This is a genomic window from Acidovorax sp. M2(2025), assembly GCF_049330835.1.
Classification (GTDB): Bacteria; Pseudomonadota; Gammaproteobacteria; order Burkholderiales; family Burkholderiaceae_C; genus Acidovorax.
The window spans coordinates 4,747,402-4,760,990 of the sequence record NZ_CP186262.1 but is presented as its reverse complement, the minus strand read 5'-3'; the positions used below and the strand labels follow the sequence as shown (position 1 = coordinate 4,760,990).

Below are 13,589 nucleotides of genomic sequence, written 5' to 3'. Positions count from 1 at the left end.
ACCCCATGAGCCTCATCATCGACTGCCACGGCCACTACACCACGGCCCCCAAGGCGCTGGAGAACTGGCGCAATGCGCAGATCGCCGGTATCAAGGACCCCGCCGCGATGCCCAAAGTGGCGGACCTGAAGATCAGCGACGACGAGCTGCGCGAGTCCATCGAGACCAACCAGCTGCGCCTGATGAAGGAGCGCGGCAGCGACATCACGCTGTTCAGCCCGCGCGCCAGCTTCATGGCCCACCACATTGGCGACTTCAACGTGTCCAGCACCTGGGCGGCCATCTGCAACGAGCTGTGCTTTCGCGTCTCGCAGCTCTTCCCCGACAACTTCGTGCCCGTGGCCATGCTGCCGCAGTCGCCCGGCGTCGACCCGGCCACCTGCATCCCCGAGCTGGAAAAGTGCGTCAAGGAATACGGCGCCGTGGGCATCAACCTGAACCCCGACCCCTCCGGCGGCCACTGGACCAGCCCCCCGCTGACCGACAAGCACTGGTACCCCATCTACGAAAAGATGGTGGAGTACGACCTGCCCGCCATGATCCACGTGAGCACCAGCTGCAACGCGTGCTTCCACACCACCGGCGCGCACTACCTGAATGCCGACACCACGGCCTTCATGCAGTGCATCCAGGGCGACCTGTTCAAGGACTTCCCCACGCTCAAGTTCCTGATCCCGCACGGCGGCGGCGCGGTGCCGTACCACTGGGGCCGTTTCCGCGGCCTGGCGCAGGAGATGAAGAAGCCGCTGCTGGAAGATCACCTGCTGAACAACATCTTCTTCGACACCTGCGTGTACCACCAGCCCGGCATCGACCTGCTGAACACCGTGATCCCGGTGAAGAACGTGCTGTTCGCCAGCGAAATGATCGGCGCGGTGCGCGGCATCGACCCCACCACCGGCCACTACTACGACGACACCAAGCGCTACATCGAGGCCAGCAAGATCCTGAGCGCCGAAGAGAAGCACCAGATCTACGAAGGCAACACCCGCCGCGTCTTCTCGCGCCTGGATGCACGCCTGCGCAGCCAGGGCCGCTGAGCCGCCCGGTCCCTTCCGCCCCAAGACCTCATAACAACACGAGACACACGCCATGACGATCCCCGGCCAGGACATGGACGTCCAGACCTTCTTCAACCGCAACCGCTTCTCGGGCATGCAGTGGCTCACGTTTGCCCTGTGCTTCCTGGTGGTGTTGCTGGACGGCTTTGACACGGCCGCCATCGGCTACATCGCGCCCTCGCTCATCAAGGAGTGGGGCGTGACCAAGCCGGCGCTGGCCCCCGTGCTCAGCGCGGCCCTGTTTGGCCTGGCCGCAGGGGCGCTGCTGGCGGGCCCGCTGGCCGACCGCCTGGGCCGCAAGCGGGTGCTGACCGGCTCGGTGCTGCTGTTCGGCGTGGCCTGCCTGGTGTCGGCCTACAGCCGCGACCTGACCGAACTGAGCGTGCTGCGCTTCATCACCGGCGTGGGCCTGGGCGCCGCCATGCCCACGGCCGTGACGCTGACCAGCGAATACTGCCCCGAGCAGCGCCGCTCGTTGCTGACCAACGCCATGTTCTGCGGCTTTCCGCTGGGCGCGGCCTTCGGCGGCTTCCTGGCCTCGTGGATGATTCCGCACTGGGGCTGGCGCAGCGTGCTGGAGCTGGGCGGCTATGTGCCCCTGGCGCTGGGTGTGCTGATGCTGGTGCTGCTGCCCGAGTCGGTGCGCTACCTGATTGCCCGCAACGCCCCTGTGGAGCGGGTGCAGGCCATCCTGCGGCGCGTGTCCGCATCGGCCGACCAGGTGCGCCGCTTCGTGCTCAGCGAAACCCGCCCTGACGCCGGCGCGCGCAACGGCCTGGGCGTGGTGTTCTCGCCCGAGTACCGCGTGGGCACGCTCATGCTGTGGGTGGGCTACTTCATGGGGCTGGTGGTGTTCTATGCCCTCATCAACTGGATGCCCGTGCTGTTTGCCGAGGTGGGCCTGGCGCCGCAAAAAGCCACGCTGATTGCCGCGCTGTTCCCGCTGGGCGGCGTGGGCGCGGTGTTCTTCGGCTGGCTGATGGACCGCTTCAACGCCAACCGCATCATCGCGCTGGGCTATGCGCTCACGGCCGTGTCCATCTATGCCATCGGCCAGGCCGCAGGCAACGTGGGCACGCTGGTGGTGGTGGTTTTCGTGGCCGGCACCATCATGAACACGGCGCAGTCGTCCATGCCCGCGCTGGCCGCGGCCTTCTACCCCACCAGCGGCCGAGCCACGGGCGTGTCCTGGATGCTGGGCGTGGGCCGCCTGGGCGGCATTGCGGGCTCGTTCCTCGTGGCGCAGCTTTCCGCGCTGCACCTGGGGTTCAGCCAGATCTTCGCCGTGGTGGCCGTGCCGGGCCTGATCGCCATGGCGGCGCTGCTCATCAAGCAGGCCTCGCACCCGGACGGCGGCGGCGGGCCTTCCGTTCGCGGCGGGGTGTCCGCGCACTGAGCGTGCCACCCGCCCATCCTCAATTTCAGGAGCATCCGACATGTATGAACTAGGCGTTGTCTACCGCAACATCACCCGCGCCGACCGCGCAGCCGCCGACGGCCTGGGCGCCCTGGGCTCGGCCACCGTGCACGAGGCCATGGGCCGCGTGGGCCTGCTCAAGCCCTACATGCGCCCCATCCAGAAAGGCGTGCAGGTCAGCGGCACGGCCGTCACGGTGCTGCTGCACCCCGGCGACAACTGGATGATGCACGTGGTGGCCGAGCAGATCCAGCCCGGCGACATCGTGGTGGCGGCCATCACGGCCGAGTGCACCGACGGCTACTTTGGCGACCTGCTGGCTACGTCGTTCCAGGCGCGCGGCGCGCGGGCGCTCATCATCGACGCCGGCGTGCGCGACGTGAAGACGCTCAACGAGATGAACTTCCCGGTGTGGAGCAAGTGCATCTCCAGCAAGGGCTGCATCAAAGCCACCATCGGCTCGGTCAACATCCCCGTGGTCTGCGCGGGCATGCTGGTCTCTCCCGGCGACGTGATCGTGGCCGACGACGACGGCATCGTGTGCGTGCCGGCCGCGCGTGCCGCGCAGACGCTGGAAGCCGCGCAGAAGCGCGAGAGCTTCGAAGGCGAGAAACGCGCCAAGCTGGCCAGCGGCGTGCTGGGCCTGGACATGTACAAGATGCGCGAGCCGCTGGCGGCTGCGGGGCTCAAGTACATCGATTGACCAAGAGTTTTAAGTCTTTTTGGCCTCTGGCGCCCGTCCATCAAGCGCAAGCAGCTATCAATTTGAGAGTATCACTGCCATGAGCGAATTCACCAAAACCCCCGGCTGGCTCGACTGGTACGCCGGGCCCGCCAAGCCCCGCTTCCAGGTGCCCGCAGGCGCTGTGGACGCGCACTGCCACGTGTTCGGCCCCGGCGCGGAGTTCCCCTTTGCGCCAGAGCGCAAGTACACGCCCTGCGACGCCAGCAAGGCGCAGCTGTTTGCACTGCGCGACCACCTGGGTTTTGCCCGCAACGTGATCGTGCAGGCCACCTGCCACGGCGCCGACAACCGCGCCATGGTGGATGCGTGCCAGGCCAGCGCTGGCCGTGCGCGCGGCGTGGCCACGGTGCGCCGCTCCATCACCGACGACGAACTGCAACAGCTGCACGCAGCGGGCGTGCGCGGCGTGCGCTTCAACTTCGTCAAGCGTCTGGTGGACTTCACGCCCAAGGACGAGCTGATGGAAATCGCCGGCCGCATCGCCAAGCTGGGCTGGCATGTGGTGATCTACTTCGAGGCGGTGGACCTGCCTGAGCTGTGGGACTTCTTCACCAGCCTGCCCACCACCGTGGTCGTGGACCACATGGGCCGGCCCGACGTGAGCAAGCCCATCGACGGGCCGGAGTTCGAGCTGTTCCTGAAATTCATGCGCGAGCATCCCAACGTGTGGAGCAAGGTCAGCTGCCCCGAACGCCTGTCTGTGACCGGCCCCAAGGCGCTGAACGGCGAGCAGAAGGCCTACCAGGACGTGGTGCCCTTTGCCCGTAAGGTGGTCGAGGAGTTTCCTGACCGCGTGCTGTGGGGCACCGACTGGCCCCACCCCAACCTCAAGGACCACATGCCCGACGACGGCCTGCTGGTGGACTTCATCCCGCAGATCGCGCCCACGGCCGAGCTGCAGCGCAAACTGCTGGTGGACAACCCGATGCGGCTCTATTGGCCCGAGGAAGTGGAGGTGAAGTAACCATGGCCCTGGACAAACCCTACAAGGACGTGCCCGGCACGACCATCTTCGACGCGGAGCAAAGCCGCAAGGGCTACTGGCTCAACCAGTTCTGCATGAGCCTGATGAAGGCCGAGAACCGCGCGCGCTTCAAGGCCGATGAAGACGCCTACCTGGCCGAATGGCCCATGACCGACGAGCAGAAGGCGGCCGTGCGCGCGCGCGACCTGAACTGGGCCATGCGCACGGGCGGCAACATCTACTTTCTGGCCAAGCTGGGCGCGACGGACGGCCTCTCGTTCCAGCAGATGGCGGGCAGCATGACGGGCATGAGCGAGCACGCCTACCGCGACATGATGATTGCCGGCGGCCGCAGCCCCGAGGGCAACCGCTACGTGGGTGAGAACGGCAACGCGCAAGGCCCCGCCGCGCAGTCGCAGGCGTGGAAGGATTGGGAGCTGACGCACCAGGAAGCCCTGGCCGCGCAGATCCTGGGCGACCATGCCGCGCGGCAAAACGCCACGGGCGCCGGCGCTGCGGGCCATGCGCGTATCACCGCCTCCGTCTACACCTCGCACGTGCCCGCCATCGGCGCCGCCATCGACCTGGGCAAGACCGGCGAGCCCTACTGGCAGCCGTTGTTCGCGGGCTACGAGCCGTCCAAGAAGTGGATGGAGGCCAATCGCCCCGACGTGGTCTTTCTGGTCTACAACGACCACGCTACCAGCTTCGACCTGGGGATGATCCCCACCTTTGCCATCGGCACCGCCGCCGAGTTCGAGCCCGCCGACGAGGGCTACGGCCCGCGCCCTGTGCCCAAGGTGATGGGGCACCCCGAGCTGGCCTCGCACATTGCGCAGTCGGTCATCCAGCAGGACTTCGACCTCACCATCGTCAACGAACTGCAGGTGGACCACGGCCTCACCGTGCCCATGAACCTGCTCTTCGGCTCGCCCGAGGCCTGGCCCGTGAAGGTGATCCCGTTCGCCGTCAACGTGGTGCAGTACCCCGTGCCCTCGGGCCAGCGCTGCTTCCAGCTGGGCCAGGCCATCCGCCGCGCCATCGAGTCGTTCGATGCGCCGCTGAAGGTACAGATCTGGGGCACGGGCGGCATGAGCCACCAGCTGCAGGGCCCGCGCGCGGGCCTCATCAACAAGGAATGGGACAACAAGTTCCTCGACCGTCTCATCGCCGAGCCCGCCGAGCTCGCCAAGGTCCAGCACATCGAATACGTGCGCGAAGCCGGCAGCGAAGGCATCGAGCTGGTGATGTGGCTGATCGCCCGCGGCGCGATGAGCGACGTGGCCGGCACCGGCCCGGCGCCCAAGGTGGCGCACCGCTTTTTCCACGTGCCTGCCAGCAACACGGCGGTCGGGCACCTGATTCTTGAGAACCAATAAATAGACAGTTAAAGGACCAACCGACCATGACCATCAAAGTCGCACTCGCCGGCGCCGGCGCCTTCGGCATCAAGCACCTGGACGGCATCAAGAACATCCCCGATGTGGAAGTCGTCTCCCTCATCAGCCGCGACCTGGCCAAGACCCGGGAAGTGGCCGACAAGTACGGCATCAAGCACGTCACCACCGATCTGAAGGACAGCCTGGCCATCAAGGAAGTGGACGCCGTGATCCTGTGCACGCCCACGCAGATGCACGCCAGTCAGTCCATTGCCTGCATGGAAGCCGGCAAGCACGTGCAGGTCGAGATCCCGCTGTGCGACGTGCTGGCCGACGGCGAGAAGGTCGTGGCCCTGCAAAAGCAGACGGGCCTGGTGGCCATGTGCGGCCACACCCGCCGCTTCAACCCCAGCCACCAGTACGTGCACAAGAAGATCACGGCGGGCGAGTTCAACATCCAGCAAATGGATGTGCAGACCTACTTCTTCCGCCGCACCAACATGAACGCCCTGGGCCAGCCCCGCAGCTGGACGGACCACCTGCTGTGGCACCACGCCGCCCACACGGTGGACCTGTTCGCCTACCAGGCCGGCAGCCCCATCGTCAAAGCCAACGCCATCCAGGGCCCCATCCACAAGGACCTGGGCATCGCCATGGACATGAGCATCCAGCTGAAGGCCGCCAACGGCGCCATCTGCACGCTCTCCTTGAGCTTCAACAACGACGGCCCGCTGGGCACCTTCTTCCGCTACATCGGCGACACGGCCACGTACATCGCGCGCTACGACGACCTGGTGAATGGCAAGGAAGAGAAGATCGACGTGAGCAAGGTGGATGTGTCGATGAACGGCATCGAGCTGCAGGACCGCGAGTTCTTCGCCGCCATCCGCGAAGGCCGCGAGCCCAACGCCAGCGTGGCGCAGGTGCTGCCGTGCTACCAGGTGCTGCACCAGCTGGAGCAGCAGCTGAACTGCTGAAATTCAAGCAAAATTGGCTGCTAGCGCTTATCCAGCAAGCGCTGGCAGCTATCAATTTTGTAGTTGAAAATCGCGGGCGTCACATCCTCATCGCAGCTGCGCCTTGTGCTCGATGATGCGCGACACCAGCCCGTAGTCCACCGCCTCTTCGGCCGACAGCCAGCGGTCGCGCTCGATGTCGGCCAGTACCACCTCCAGCGGCTTGCCCGTCTGGCGGGCGATGTTGCGCGCAATGCGCTCGCGCGCCTTCACGATCTCGCGGGCCTGGATGGCGATGTCGCTGGCCGGGCCGCCGGCCCCGCCGCTGGCGCAATCAGCCGCCGCCCCACATCGGCGGCCGGGGTGTCGGTGATGGTGCCGAAGACCAACAGGGTGCGGGCCTTGAAGGTTTTTTCTTCCAGGTACGAGGTGCGGGGTTCGGTGCTGGGGCTGGGCCCGGAAGGGCGCGCGGGGTTGTCTGGCGTGTCCATAAGACGGCAAGGCCTTGCAGAAGAGAGTGACAGGACTGCCATGACGAACGAGCCGCGCCGCGCGTGACAGCGCTCTCCCGCCAGCCCACCGCCACGCGCTGCCCCGGCGCAATGGACGGCAGCGCCGTGCGGCCGTCCACCCCGGTGGGCGCAGGTCAGGCGTAGGTATCGACGTTGCTGCCCAGCCCAGCGGGTTGATGCTTCGCCGACGAGGCCTTCTGCTGCTGCGCAGCGCTGGCCGCCGCGCCTTCGGCCTTTGCCGCCTGGGCCCGTTGCTGCTCTTGCTGTTGCGCGCGCTGTATCGCCGTAATCTGGGCTTGCACCATCTGGATCTGGGCCTGCAGCACCTTGGCCTTCTGTTGCTTGGCCTTGGCATCCATGTCGGAGCTGGCCACGCCCTTGAGTTCCTCGGTCAGCTCGCGCAGCTGCTTTTGCAGCCTGGCGATGTCGCTGCTGCCGCTGGAGGAAGAAATCTGGCCGGTGGTGGATGTCGTGCTGGCAATTTGCATGCATGGTTATCGGCACGGCGCGGGGAAAGTTGACTGGCCCCGTTGCTCCCTGCGGGTCATCCCCTGTCGACGTGCGGCCGGCTCCCGCCTGTGGCACCATGCCCCGATGCAGAACGAGGAACACCGGATGGCGCTGGTGAATGCCCGCCGCGGCACCCTGCTGCGCGCCGCCACGCTCCTGCTGGGCCCGGCCGAGGACGCTGTGCAGGACGCGTACGTGCGTGCGCAGGGGGCCCGGACCCCGGCGCCCAATGCGGCGCAGGCCTGGCGGCTGACGGTGGTGCGCAACCGGGCCATCGACCGGCTGCTGCGCCAGCCGCCCGTCAGTGCGCGGGCGGCGCCCCGCTCCGTGCAACACGCGCCGCATGCCGCGCGCGCAACGGCCATGGTGGGTGGTGTGGTGCAGGTGGGCGGGCAACTGGGGCTGGTGCTCACGCTCGAAGGGGTGGCGCTTTGCGTGCTGCCGCTGGGGCCCCGCGCCGAGCAAGCGCACGACGCGGTGGTGGGCTGACCGGCGCACCCGCAGTTGCGGCCGGCCGGAAAACGCAAGACAACCGCAGGCTTGCAGCACCACCATGACCCAGCAGACCCCGCCCACCTTCTTTGCCACTCCGCAAGCCTTCCGCCGGTGGCTGGAGCGCCACGCGGCCAGCGCGCAGGAGCTGCTGGTGGGCTTTCACAAAGTCGGTTCGGGCTGCCCGAGCATGGGCTGGTCGGAATCGGTGGATGAAGCCCTGTGCTTCGGCTGGATCGACGGCGTGCGGCGGCGCATCGACGAGCACACGTACTCGATCCGCTTCACTCCGCGCAAGCCTTCCTCGATCTGGAGCGCGGTCAACATCGCCAAGGTGGAGCAGTTGCAGGCAGCGGGCCGCATGACGCCTGCGGGGCTGGCGGCCTTTGCGCACCGCCAGGCCCGCAAGTCGGTCATCTACTCGCATGAACAGCTGGCTGCGGTCGAGCTGCCGGCGCCCCTGCAGCGCGCTTTCCAGCGCAACAAGGCCGCGTGGCGCTTCTTTCAGGAATCCACGCCGCCCAGCTACCGCAAGAGCATGCTGCACTGGGTCCTGTCTGCCAAGCGGGACGCCACCCGGGAGGCGCGGTTTGCGGAGCTGCTCGCCGCCTGTGCGGCAGGCCAGCGCATCGATCTGTGGGCGAAACGCCCTCCGGCGAAGGGCTCTGCTGCCGCATGAGCGCGGTCCGTCAAGACTTCCTCGCCCACAGCCCCAGCAGCGCCAGCACGCTGAAGCCCGCCCCGGCATAGAACGTGAAGGACGCGCCCAGTCGGTCCCACAGCAGCCCCGCCACCACGCTGGCCACCAGCATGGCCACGCCGCTGACCAGGTTGAAAAAGCCGTAGGCCGTGCCGCGCAGGTCGGCGGGGGCCGTGTCCGCCACCATGGTGGCCAGCAGGCCCTGCGTCATCCCCATGTGCACGCCCCACAGCGCCACGCCGGCCAGCACCGTGGTCCAGTGGCCGTTCACCGCCAGCACCAGGTCGGCCGCGATGAGCACCACCAGGCCCCATGCCAGCAGTGCGGCGTGGGGCATGCGGTCGGACAGCTTGCCGAACGGGTAGGCCGAGGCGGCGTACACCAGGTTCATGGCCACCATGACCAGCGGCACCAGGGCCACGGCGATGCCGCTTTGCTGCGCCCGCAGCACCAGGAAGGCCTCGCTGAAGCGGGCCAGCGTGAACACGGCACCCAGCCCCACCACCCACCAGTACGCGCCGCCCAGGCGCCGCAGGTTGGCGCGGCGGATGGGGTTGGTGCGCGGCGCCCCGGCGGCGCGCTCGGGCTCGCGCACGCCCCACAGCAGCAGCGCCACCGCCAGCAGGCCCGGGATCACCGCCACCCAGAACACGGCGCGAAAGTCGTTGGCCCACCACAGCATCAGCCCCACGGCCAGCAGCGGGCCGAGGAAGGCACCCACCGTGTCCAGCGACTGTCGCAGGCCAAAGGCCGCGCCGCGCACTTCGGGCGGTGCGATGTCGGCCACCAGCGCGTCGCGCGGCGCGCCGCGCACGCCCTTGCCCACGCGGTCCAGCAGCCGCGCCGTGAGCACGATGCCGGTGCCCGGCGCCAGCGCAAACAGCGGCTTGGTCAGCGCGCCCAGCGCGTAGCCGAACACGGCAAGGCCCTTGCGCTTGCCCAGGTAGTCGCTCAGCGCGCCGGAGAACACCTTGACGATCAGCGCCGTGGATTCGGCCAGCCCTTCGATCACGCCCACCGTGAGCGCGCTGGCGCCCAGGGTGCCGACCATGAACAGCGGCAGCAGGCTGTGGATCATCTCGGAGGAGATATCCATCAGCATGCTCACCAGGCCCAGCACCCAGATGGCGGGCGGGATGTTCCGCAGCGGCGTGGGCGGTGGTGGCTGTGGTGTCGGGGCGGCAGGGGCGGAGGAAGGGGCCATGGTGCGGGCTGCACACGAGAAGAGGCCACCATTCTCGTTCAGCCGGGGCGGCGGCGGTTCACTCCTGCAGGCGCAGCGCCAGCATCTCCCCCTGCGCGCACACCTCGCCGCCGGCGCTGAGCGCCAGGTCGAGCCAGACCTTGCGCCCCTCCAGGGCGCGCAGCCGTCCGGTGATGACCAGCTCGGTGCCCATGGGGGTGGGGCGCTTGAAATCCACCTTGAGCGAGGCGGTCACGTACCGCCCGCGGGGCTGCGCGCCTGCAGCGTCGGCCGCTGCCGGGTTTTCGGCCCGGCGGGCAAAGGCCGCCGCGGAAGCGGTGCCGTGGCAGTCGAGCAGCGAGGCAATCAGGCCGCCGTACACATGGCCCGGCACGCCGCCGCTGTATTCGGGGCGGGGCGTGTAGCGCGCCACGGTCTCGTCGTCGCCGTTCCAGCGGCTCTTGAGCTGGTGCCCCTGCGGGTTCAGCCGGCCGCAGCCATAGCAGTGGCTGTACCGGTCGGCGTAGAGGTCCTGGAATGCGGATTCCATCGGCGCCGAGGTCATTGGTGCACGTCCACCACGGTGCGCCCGCGGACCTTGCCGCCGAGCAGCTGCGGCGCCAGGGCCAGGGCTTCTGCCAGCCCGACGGTGCGGCTGATGTCGCCCAGCCGGTCGAGGTCGAGATCGGTGGCCAGCCGCTGCCAGGCCTGCAGCCGGTCTGCGCGGGGGCACATCACGCTGTCGATGCCGGCCAGCGTCACGCCGCGCAGGATGAAGGGCGCCACCGTGGCCGGCAGGTCCATGCCGCCGGCCAGGCCGCAGGCCGTCACCACGCCGCGGTATTTCATCGTGGCGCACACGTTGGCGAGCACCTGGCTGCCCACCACGTCCACCGCGCCGGCCCAGCGCTCCTTGCCCAGCGGCTTCCCGGGGGCGGTGAACTGGGCGCGGTCCAGCACCTCGGCGGCGCCCAGCCGCTGCAGATAGGCCGCGTCCTGCGGCCGTCCGGTGGCGGCCACCACGGTGTACCCCAGCCGGGCTAGCAGGGCGACCGCCACGCTGCCCACGCCGCCCGCCGCACCGGTGACCAGGACTTCACCGTCGGCGGGCCGCACGCCATGCCGCTCCAGCGCCATCACGCACAGCATGGCGGTGTAGCCGGCGGTGCCGATGGCCATGGCCTGCTGCGGCGTGAACGCGGCGGGCAGGGGAATCAGCCAGTCGCCGTTGAGCCGCGCCTTCTGCGCCAGCCCGCCCCAGTGGCCTTCACCCACGCCCCAGCCGTTGAGCAGCACCGCGTCGCCGGGCTGGTAGCCGGGGTGCGTGCTGCTCTCCACCACGCCGGCCAGGTCGATGCCCGGCACCATGGGAAATTTGCGCACCACCGGCGCTTTGCCGGTGAGGGCCAGGGCGTCCTTGTAGTTGAGCGTGGAATGGCTGACGCGCACCGTCACGTCGCCCGGGGGCAGCTGCGCATCGTCGAGGCTGCGCACGGCCGCGCGGTAGCCGGCGTCGTCTTTTTCGATCAGAAGGGCTTGGAACATCTGCGGGTCTCTCCAGGGGGGGCGGAAAAGGCGGGAAATGTGCCGGGGGCGGCTACCGGGCGTTGAAGCCGGCGAAGAAGAAGCGGGCAAAAACGTCCAGCGGGTCCGGGCTCTGTTCGAGCTTGGAGCGCAGCACCGCGCCCTCCCAGCCGATCCAGAAAAATGCCGCGACCTGCTGCACGTCCACGCCCCGGGCCAGCTCGCCGGCCTGCTGCGCCTCGGCCAGGCAGGCGGCAAGGCGGCGCTGCCAGTCGGCGAACGTGGCCTGCAGCTGCGCGCGGAAGCTCTCGGGCAGCGCGCCCATTTCCTGGCCCAGGTTGCCGATCAGGCAGCCGCGCCGGTAGCCAAAGCGCGCCATGCCCGCCTTGGCGTCGTCCACAAAGGCATGCAGCCGCGCCAGCGGCGTCAGCGCCGGGTTGCCCAGGTGCCGGTCCAGCTTGCGGGCGAAGAAGTCGCCGTAGCGCGCGATGAGCGCCAGGCCGAAGGCTTCCTTGCTGTCGAAGTAATGGTAGAACGACCCTTTGGGAACGCCCGCACGGCCCAGGATGGCATCCAGGCCGGCGGCGGCAAAGCCTTTCTCGGTCAGGGTCTCCAGCCCAGCGCGCAAGAGCAGCTCGCGCGTGTCCGCGAGGTCGGTGCGTTGGCGGGGTGGCCTGCCGCGGCGCGGGGCATGGGCCGACGGTGTCTTCATGCCGCGATATTAGACTGGTCGTCTTGAAAATTCCAGCCCTGCCCTGGGCGCACCCCTGCGCCGCCCGGGCCGCGCGCGTGCCGGTGCCACCTATACTCCGAGAATGAACCAGACGGTACATGGGCCTGCAACGCGCGCCAGCGCGCGGAAGTCGACCGCCAAGCGTGCGGCCACCCGCACCAATGACCCCGAACGCACGATGGCCGGCATCCTGGAGGTGGCCACGGCCGAGTTCGCGGCCAAGGGGCTCGATGGAGCGCGCATTGACGCGATCGCGGACGCCACCCACACCAGCAAGCGGATGATCTACTACTACTTCGGTAGCAAGGAGGGTCTGTACCTTGCCGTGCTGGAGGAGGCCTACCGCCGCATGCGCGCCATCGAGTCGCAGCTCCACCTGGAAGACCTGGCGCCCGAGGCGGCCATGGCCGCGCTCGTGGGGTTCACCTTCGACCACCACCTCGACCACCAGGACTTCATCCGCCTGGTGATGACGGAGAACATGCAGCGCGGCCAGTACCTGGCGCGCAGCAAGATGATCCAGGAACTGAACGTTCCGGCCATCCAGGCCATCCAGGACCTCTACGACCGGGGCGTGGCGCAGGGCGTGTTCCGCGCCGGCCTGGACGCCATCGATATCCATGCCTCCATCTCGGCCCTGAGCTTCTTCAACGTGTCCAACCAGTACACGTTCGACCTGATCTTCAAGCGCAAGACCCTCACGCCCGCCCAGCGGGCCTTGCGCCGCCAGAGTGTGATCGACATGGTGCTGCGCTTCGTGCGCCATTCCAACCCGGCATAGCTGCTAGAACCTGGGCTGCCCGGCAGATAGGGAAAAACGCGAATGCGTAGAAACTAACCAGTTCGTACATTACGGGCCGGAGGCAAAAACATGACCCAAATGATTGCGCGCATGTGCTGGCTGATCGACCAGCTGATCGCGGCCATGCTGGCCGTGATGGTCGTTCTGGTGTTCGGCAACGTGGTGCTGCGCTATGCATTCAATTCCGGCATCAGCGTGTCGGAAGAGCTTTCGCGCTGGCTGTTCGTGTGGCTGACTTTCCTGGGGGCCGTCGTGGCGCTGCATGAGCGCGCGCACCTGGGCACCGACATGCTGGTGGGGCGCCTGGGCCCGCTGGGCCGCAAGGTGTGCCTGGGGCTGTCCTATGTCGCCATGCTGGGGGTCTGCTGGCTCGTGTTCCGCGGCGCGCTGGAGCAGACGCAGATCAACCGGGAGACGGCCAGTGCGGTCATGGAGGTGCCGGTGGCGCTGTTCTATGGCTGCGGCGTGGTGTTTGCCGTGCTGGCCGCCCTGATCCTGCTGCGCGACCTGGTGCGCCTGCTGCGCGGCGAACTGTCGGCGGACGAGCTGCAGATGTTCCAGGAAAGCGAAGAGCGCCCCCATGCCGACGGCGCGGACCCGCGCTGAGCCCG

General features: G+C 68.2%; 15 protein-coding genes and 2 pseudogenes. 11 read left to right on the top strand and 6 right to left on the bottom strand.

The window, feature by feature from the left end:
• The first annotated feature begins 5 nt into the window (after positions 1-5).
• The 7 genes and pseudogenes from ACOYR3_RS21870 (at position 6) to ACOYR3_RS21840 (ending at position 6,543) form a co-directional block, all read left to right on the top strand.
• Positions 6-1,040, top strand: coding sequence for an amidohydrolase family protein (locus ACOYR3_RS21870; protein WP_422844400.1), 1,035 nt, complete (start codon positions 6-8; stop codon positions 1,038-1,040).
• 52 nt (positions 1,041-1,092) lie between these two features.
• Positions 1,093-2,457 carry an MFS transporter gene (locus tag ACOYR3_RS21865; RefSeq protein WP_422844399.1) on the top strand — a complete coding sequence of 455 codons (1,365 nt, stop codon included), beginning with the start codon at positions 1,093-1,095 and terminating at the stop codon, positions 2,455-2,457.
• A 40-nt stretch (positions 2,458-2,497) separates the two neighbouring features.
• Positions 2,498-3,181 (top strand): 4-carboxy-4-hydroxy-2-oxoadipate aldolase/oxaloacetate decarboxylase, encoded by a 684-nt coding sequence (gene ligK / locus ACOYR3_RS21860; protein WP_422844398.1) that lies wholly within the window; start codon positions 2,498-2,500, stop codon positions 3,179-3,181.
• A 79-nt stretch (positions 3,182-3,260) separates the two neighbouring features.
• Entirely contained in the window at positions 3,261-4,187 is a 927-nt protein-coding gene (locus tag ACOYR3_RS21855; RefSeq protein WP_422844397.1) for an amidohydrolase family protein, read from the top strand.
• A 2-nt stretch (positions 4,188-4,189) separates the two neighbouring features.
• Positions 4,190-4,513 (top strand): annotated as a pseudogene (gene ligA / locus ACOYR3_RS21850) (protocatechuate 4,5-dioxygenase subunit alpha); the annotation flags it as partial.
• A 144-nt stretch (positions 4,514-4,657) separates the two neighbouring features.
• Positions 4,658-5,566, top strand: coding sequence for a class III extradiol dioxygenase subunit beta (locus ACOYR3_RS21845; protein ID WP_422846638.1), 909 nt, complete (start codon positions 4,658-4,660; stop codon positions 5,564-5,566).
• Between the two features lie 26 nt (positions 5,567-5,592).
• On the top strand, positions 5,593-6,543 hold the full coding sequence (locus ACOYR3_RS21840; RefSeq protein WP_422844396.1) for a Gfo/Idh/MocA family oxidoreductase: 951 nt from the start codon (positions 5,593-5,595) through the stop codon (positions 6,541-6,543).
• 87 nt (positions 6,544-6,630) lie between these two features.
• On the opposite strand, the pseudogene ACOYR3_RS21835 reads toward ACOYR3_RS21840, so the two are convergent.
• Together ACOYR3_RS21835 and ACOYR3_RS21830 are read right to left on the bottom strand one after the other, a co-directional pair.
• A pseudogene (locus ACOYR3_RS21835) lies at positions 6,631-7,013 on the bottom strand (ClpP family protease).
• A 155-nt stretch (positions 7,014-7,168) separates the two neighbouring features.
• Positions 7,169-7,522: a FlxA-like family protein gene (locus tag ACOYR3_RS21830; RefSeq protein ID WP_422844395.1), complete on the bottom strand. Its 354-nt coding sequence runs from the start codon at positions 7,520-7,522 to the stop codon at positions 7,169-7,171.
• 106 nt (positions 7,523-7,628) lie between these two features.
• Between ACOYR3_RS21830 and ACOYR3_RS21825 the strand changes: the two genes are divergently transcribed.
• Positions 7,629-8,033 carry a sigma factor gene (locus ACOYR3_RS21825; protein ID WP_422844394.1) on the top strand — a complete coding sequence of 135 codons (405 nt, stop codon included), beginning with the start codon at positions 7,629-7,631 and terminating at the stop codon, positions 8,031-8,033.
• Between the two features lie 64 nt (positions 8,034-8,097).
• On the top strand, positions 8,098-8,715 hold the full coding sequence (locus ACOYR3_RS21820; RefSeq protein ID WP_422844393.1) for a YdeI/OmpD-associated family protein: 618 nt from the start codon (positions 8,098-8,100) through the stop codon (positions 8,713-8,715).
• A 10-nt stretch (positions 8,716-8,725) separates the two neighbouring features.
• Here ACOYR3_RS21820 and ACOYR3_RS21815 read toward each other — a convergent pair whose 3' ends face one another.
• From ACOYR3_RS21815 to ACOYR3_RS21800, 4 genes are read right to left on the bottom strand one after another with little or no spacing between them, the layout of a single operon-like run.
• Positions 8,726-9,940 (bottom strand): MFS transporter, encoded by a 1,215-nt coding sequence (locus tag ACOYR3_RS21815; protein WP_422844392.1) that lies wholly within the window; start codon positions 9,938-9,940, stop codon positions 8,726-8,728.
• A gap of 58 nt (positions 9,941-9,998) precedes the next feature.
• The gene (locus ACOYR3_RS21810) at positions 9,999-10,469 is read right to left on the bottom strand and encodes a PaaI family thioesterase (protein ID WP_422844391.1); all 471 of its coding nucleotides are present in this window, start codon (positions 10,467-10,469) and stop codon (positions 9,999-10,001) included.
• Between the two features lie 11 nt (positions 10,470-10,480).
• On the bottom strand, positions 10,481-11,464 hold the full coding sequence (locus tag ACOYR3_RS21805; protein ID WP_422844390.1) for an MDR family oxidoreductase: 984 nt from the start codon (positions 11,462-11,464) through the stop codon (positions 10,481-10,483).
• 52 nt (positions 11,465-11,516) lie between these two features.
• Positions 11,517-12,155 (bottom strand): TetR/AcrR family transcriptional regulator, encoded by a 639-nt coding sequence (locus ACOYR3_RS21800; RefSeq protein ID WP_422844389.1) that lies wholly within the window; start codon positions 12,153-12,155, stop codon positions 11,517-11,519.
• Positions 12,156-12,258: 103 nt separating this feature from the next.
• On the opposite strand from ACOYR3_RS21800, the gene ACOYR3_RS21795 reads away from it, so the two are divergent.
• Together ACOYR3_RS21795 and ACOYR3_RS21790 are read left to right on the top strand one after the other, a co-directional pair.
• The gene (locus ACOYR3_RS21795) at positions 12,259-12,957 is read left to right on the top strand and encodes a TetR/AcrR family transcriptional regulator (RefSeq protein WP_422844388.1); all 699 of its coding nucleotides are present in this window, start codon (positions 12,259-12,261) and stop codon (positions 12,955-12,957) included.
• Between the two features lie 90 nt (positions 12,958-13,047).
• Positions 13,048-13,584, top strand: a complete 537-nt coding sequence (locus ACOYR3_RS21790) for a TRAP transporter small permease (protein WP_422844387.1) — start codon at positions 13,048-13,050, stop codon at positions 13,582-13,584.
• Positions 13,585-13,589: the final 5 nt, after the last annotated feature.

What these genes read in the sequence shown, in the direction of transcription:
- ACOYR3_RS21870 (WP_422844400.1), top strand. Translation starts at nt 6, where the DNA reads ATGAGCCTCATCATCGACTGCCACGGCCACTACACCACGGCCCCCAAG.
- ACOYR3_RS21825 (WP_422844394.1), top strand. Translation starts at nt 7,629, where the DNA reads ATGCAGAACGAGGAACACCGGATGGCGCTGGTGAATGCCCGCCGCGGC.
- ACOYR3_RS21830 (WP_422844395.1), bottom strand. Translation starts at nt 7,522, where the DNA reads ATGCAAATTGCCAGCACGACATCCACCACCGGCCAGATTTCTTCCTCC.
- ligK (WP_422844398.1), top strand. Translation starts at nt 2,498, where the DNA reads ATGTATGAACTAGGCGTTGTCTACCGCAACATCACCCGCGCCGACCGC.
- ACOYR3_RS21800 (WP_422844389.1), bottom strand. Translation starts at nt 12,155, where the DNA reads ATGAAGACACCGTCGGCCCATGCCCCGCGCCGCGGCAGGCCACCCCGC.
- ACOYR3_RS21820 (WP_422844393.1), top strand. Translation starts at nt 8,098, where the DNA reads ATGACCCAGCAGACCCCGCCCACCTTCTTTGCCACTCCGCAAGCCTTC.
- ACOYR3_RS21865 (WP_422844399.1), top strand. Translation starts at nt 1,093, where the DNA reads ATGACGATCCCCGGCCAGGACATGGACGTCCAGACCTTCTTCAACCGC.
- ACOYR3_RS21790 (WP_422844387.1), top strand. Translation starts at nt 13,048, where the DNA reads ATGACCCAAATGATTGCGCGCATGTGCTGGCTGATCGACCAGCTGATC.
- ACOYR3_RS21855 (WP_422844397.1), top strand. Translation starts at nt 3,261, where the DNA reads ATGAGCGAATTCACCAAAACCCCCGGCTGGCTCGACTGGTACGCCGGG.
- ACOYR3_RS21840 (WP_422844396.1), top strand. Translation starts at nt 5,593, where the DNA reads ATGACCATCAAAGTCGCACTCGCCGGCGCCGGCGCCTTCGGCATCAAG.
- ACOYR3_RS21805 (WP_422844390.1), bottom strand. Translation starts at nt 11,464, where the DNA reads ATGTTCCAAGCCCTTCTGATCGAAAAAGACGACGCCGGCTACCGCGCG.
- ACOYR3_RS21795 (WP_422844388.1), top strand. Translation starts at nt 12,259, where the DNA reads ATGAACCAGACGGTACATGGGCCTGCAACGCGCGCCAGCGCGCGGAAG.
- ACOYR3_RS21815 (WP_422844392.1), bottom strand. Translation starts at nt 9,940, where the DNA reads ATGGCCCCTTCCTCCGCCCCTGCCGCCCCGACACCACAGCCACCACCG.
- ACOYR3_RS21810 (WP_422844391.1), bottom strand. Translation starts at nt 10,469, where the DNA reads ATGGAATCCGCATTCCAGGACCTCTACGCCGACCGGTACAGCCACTGC.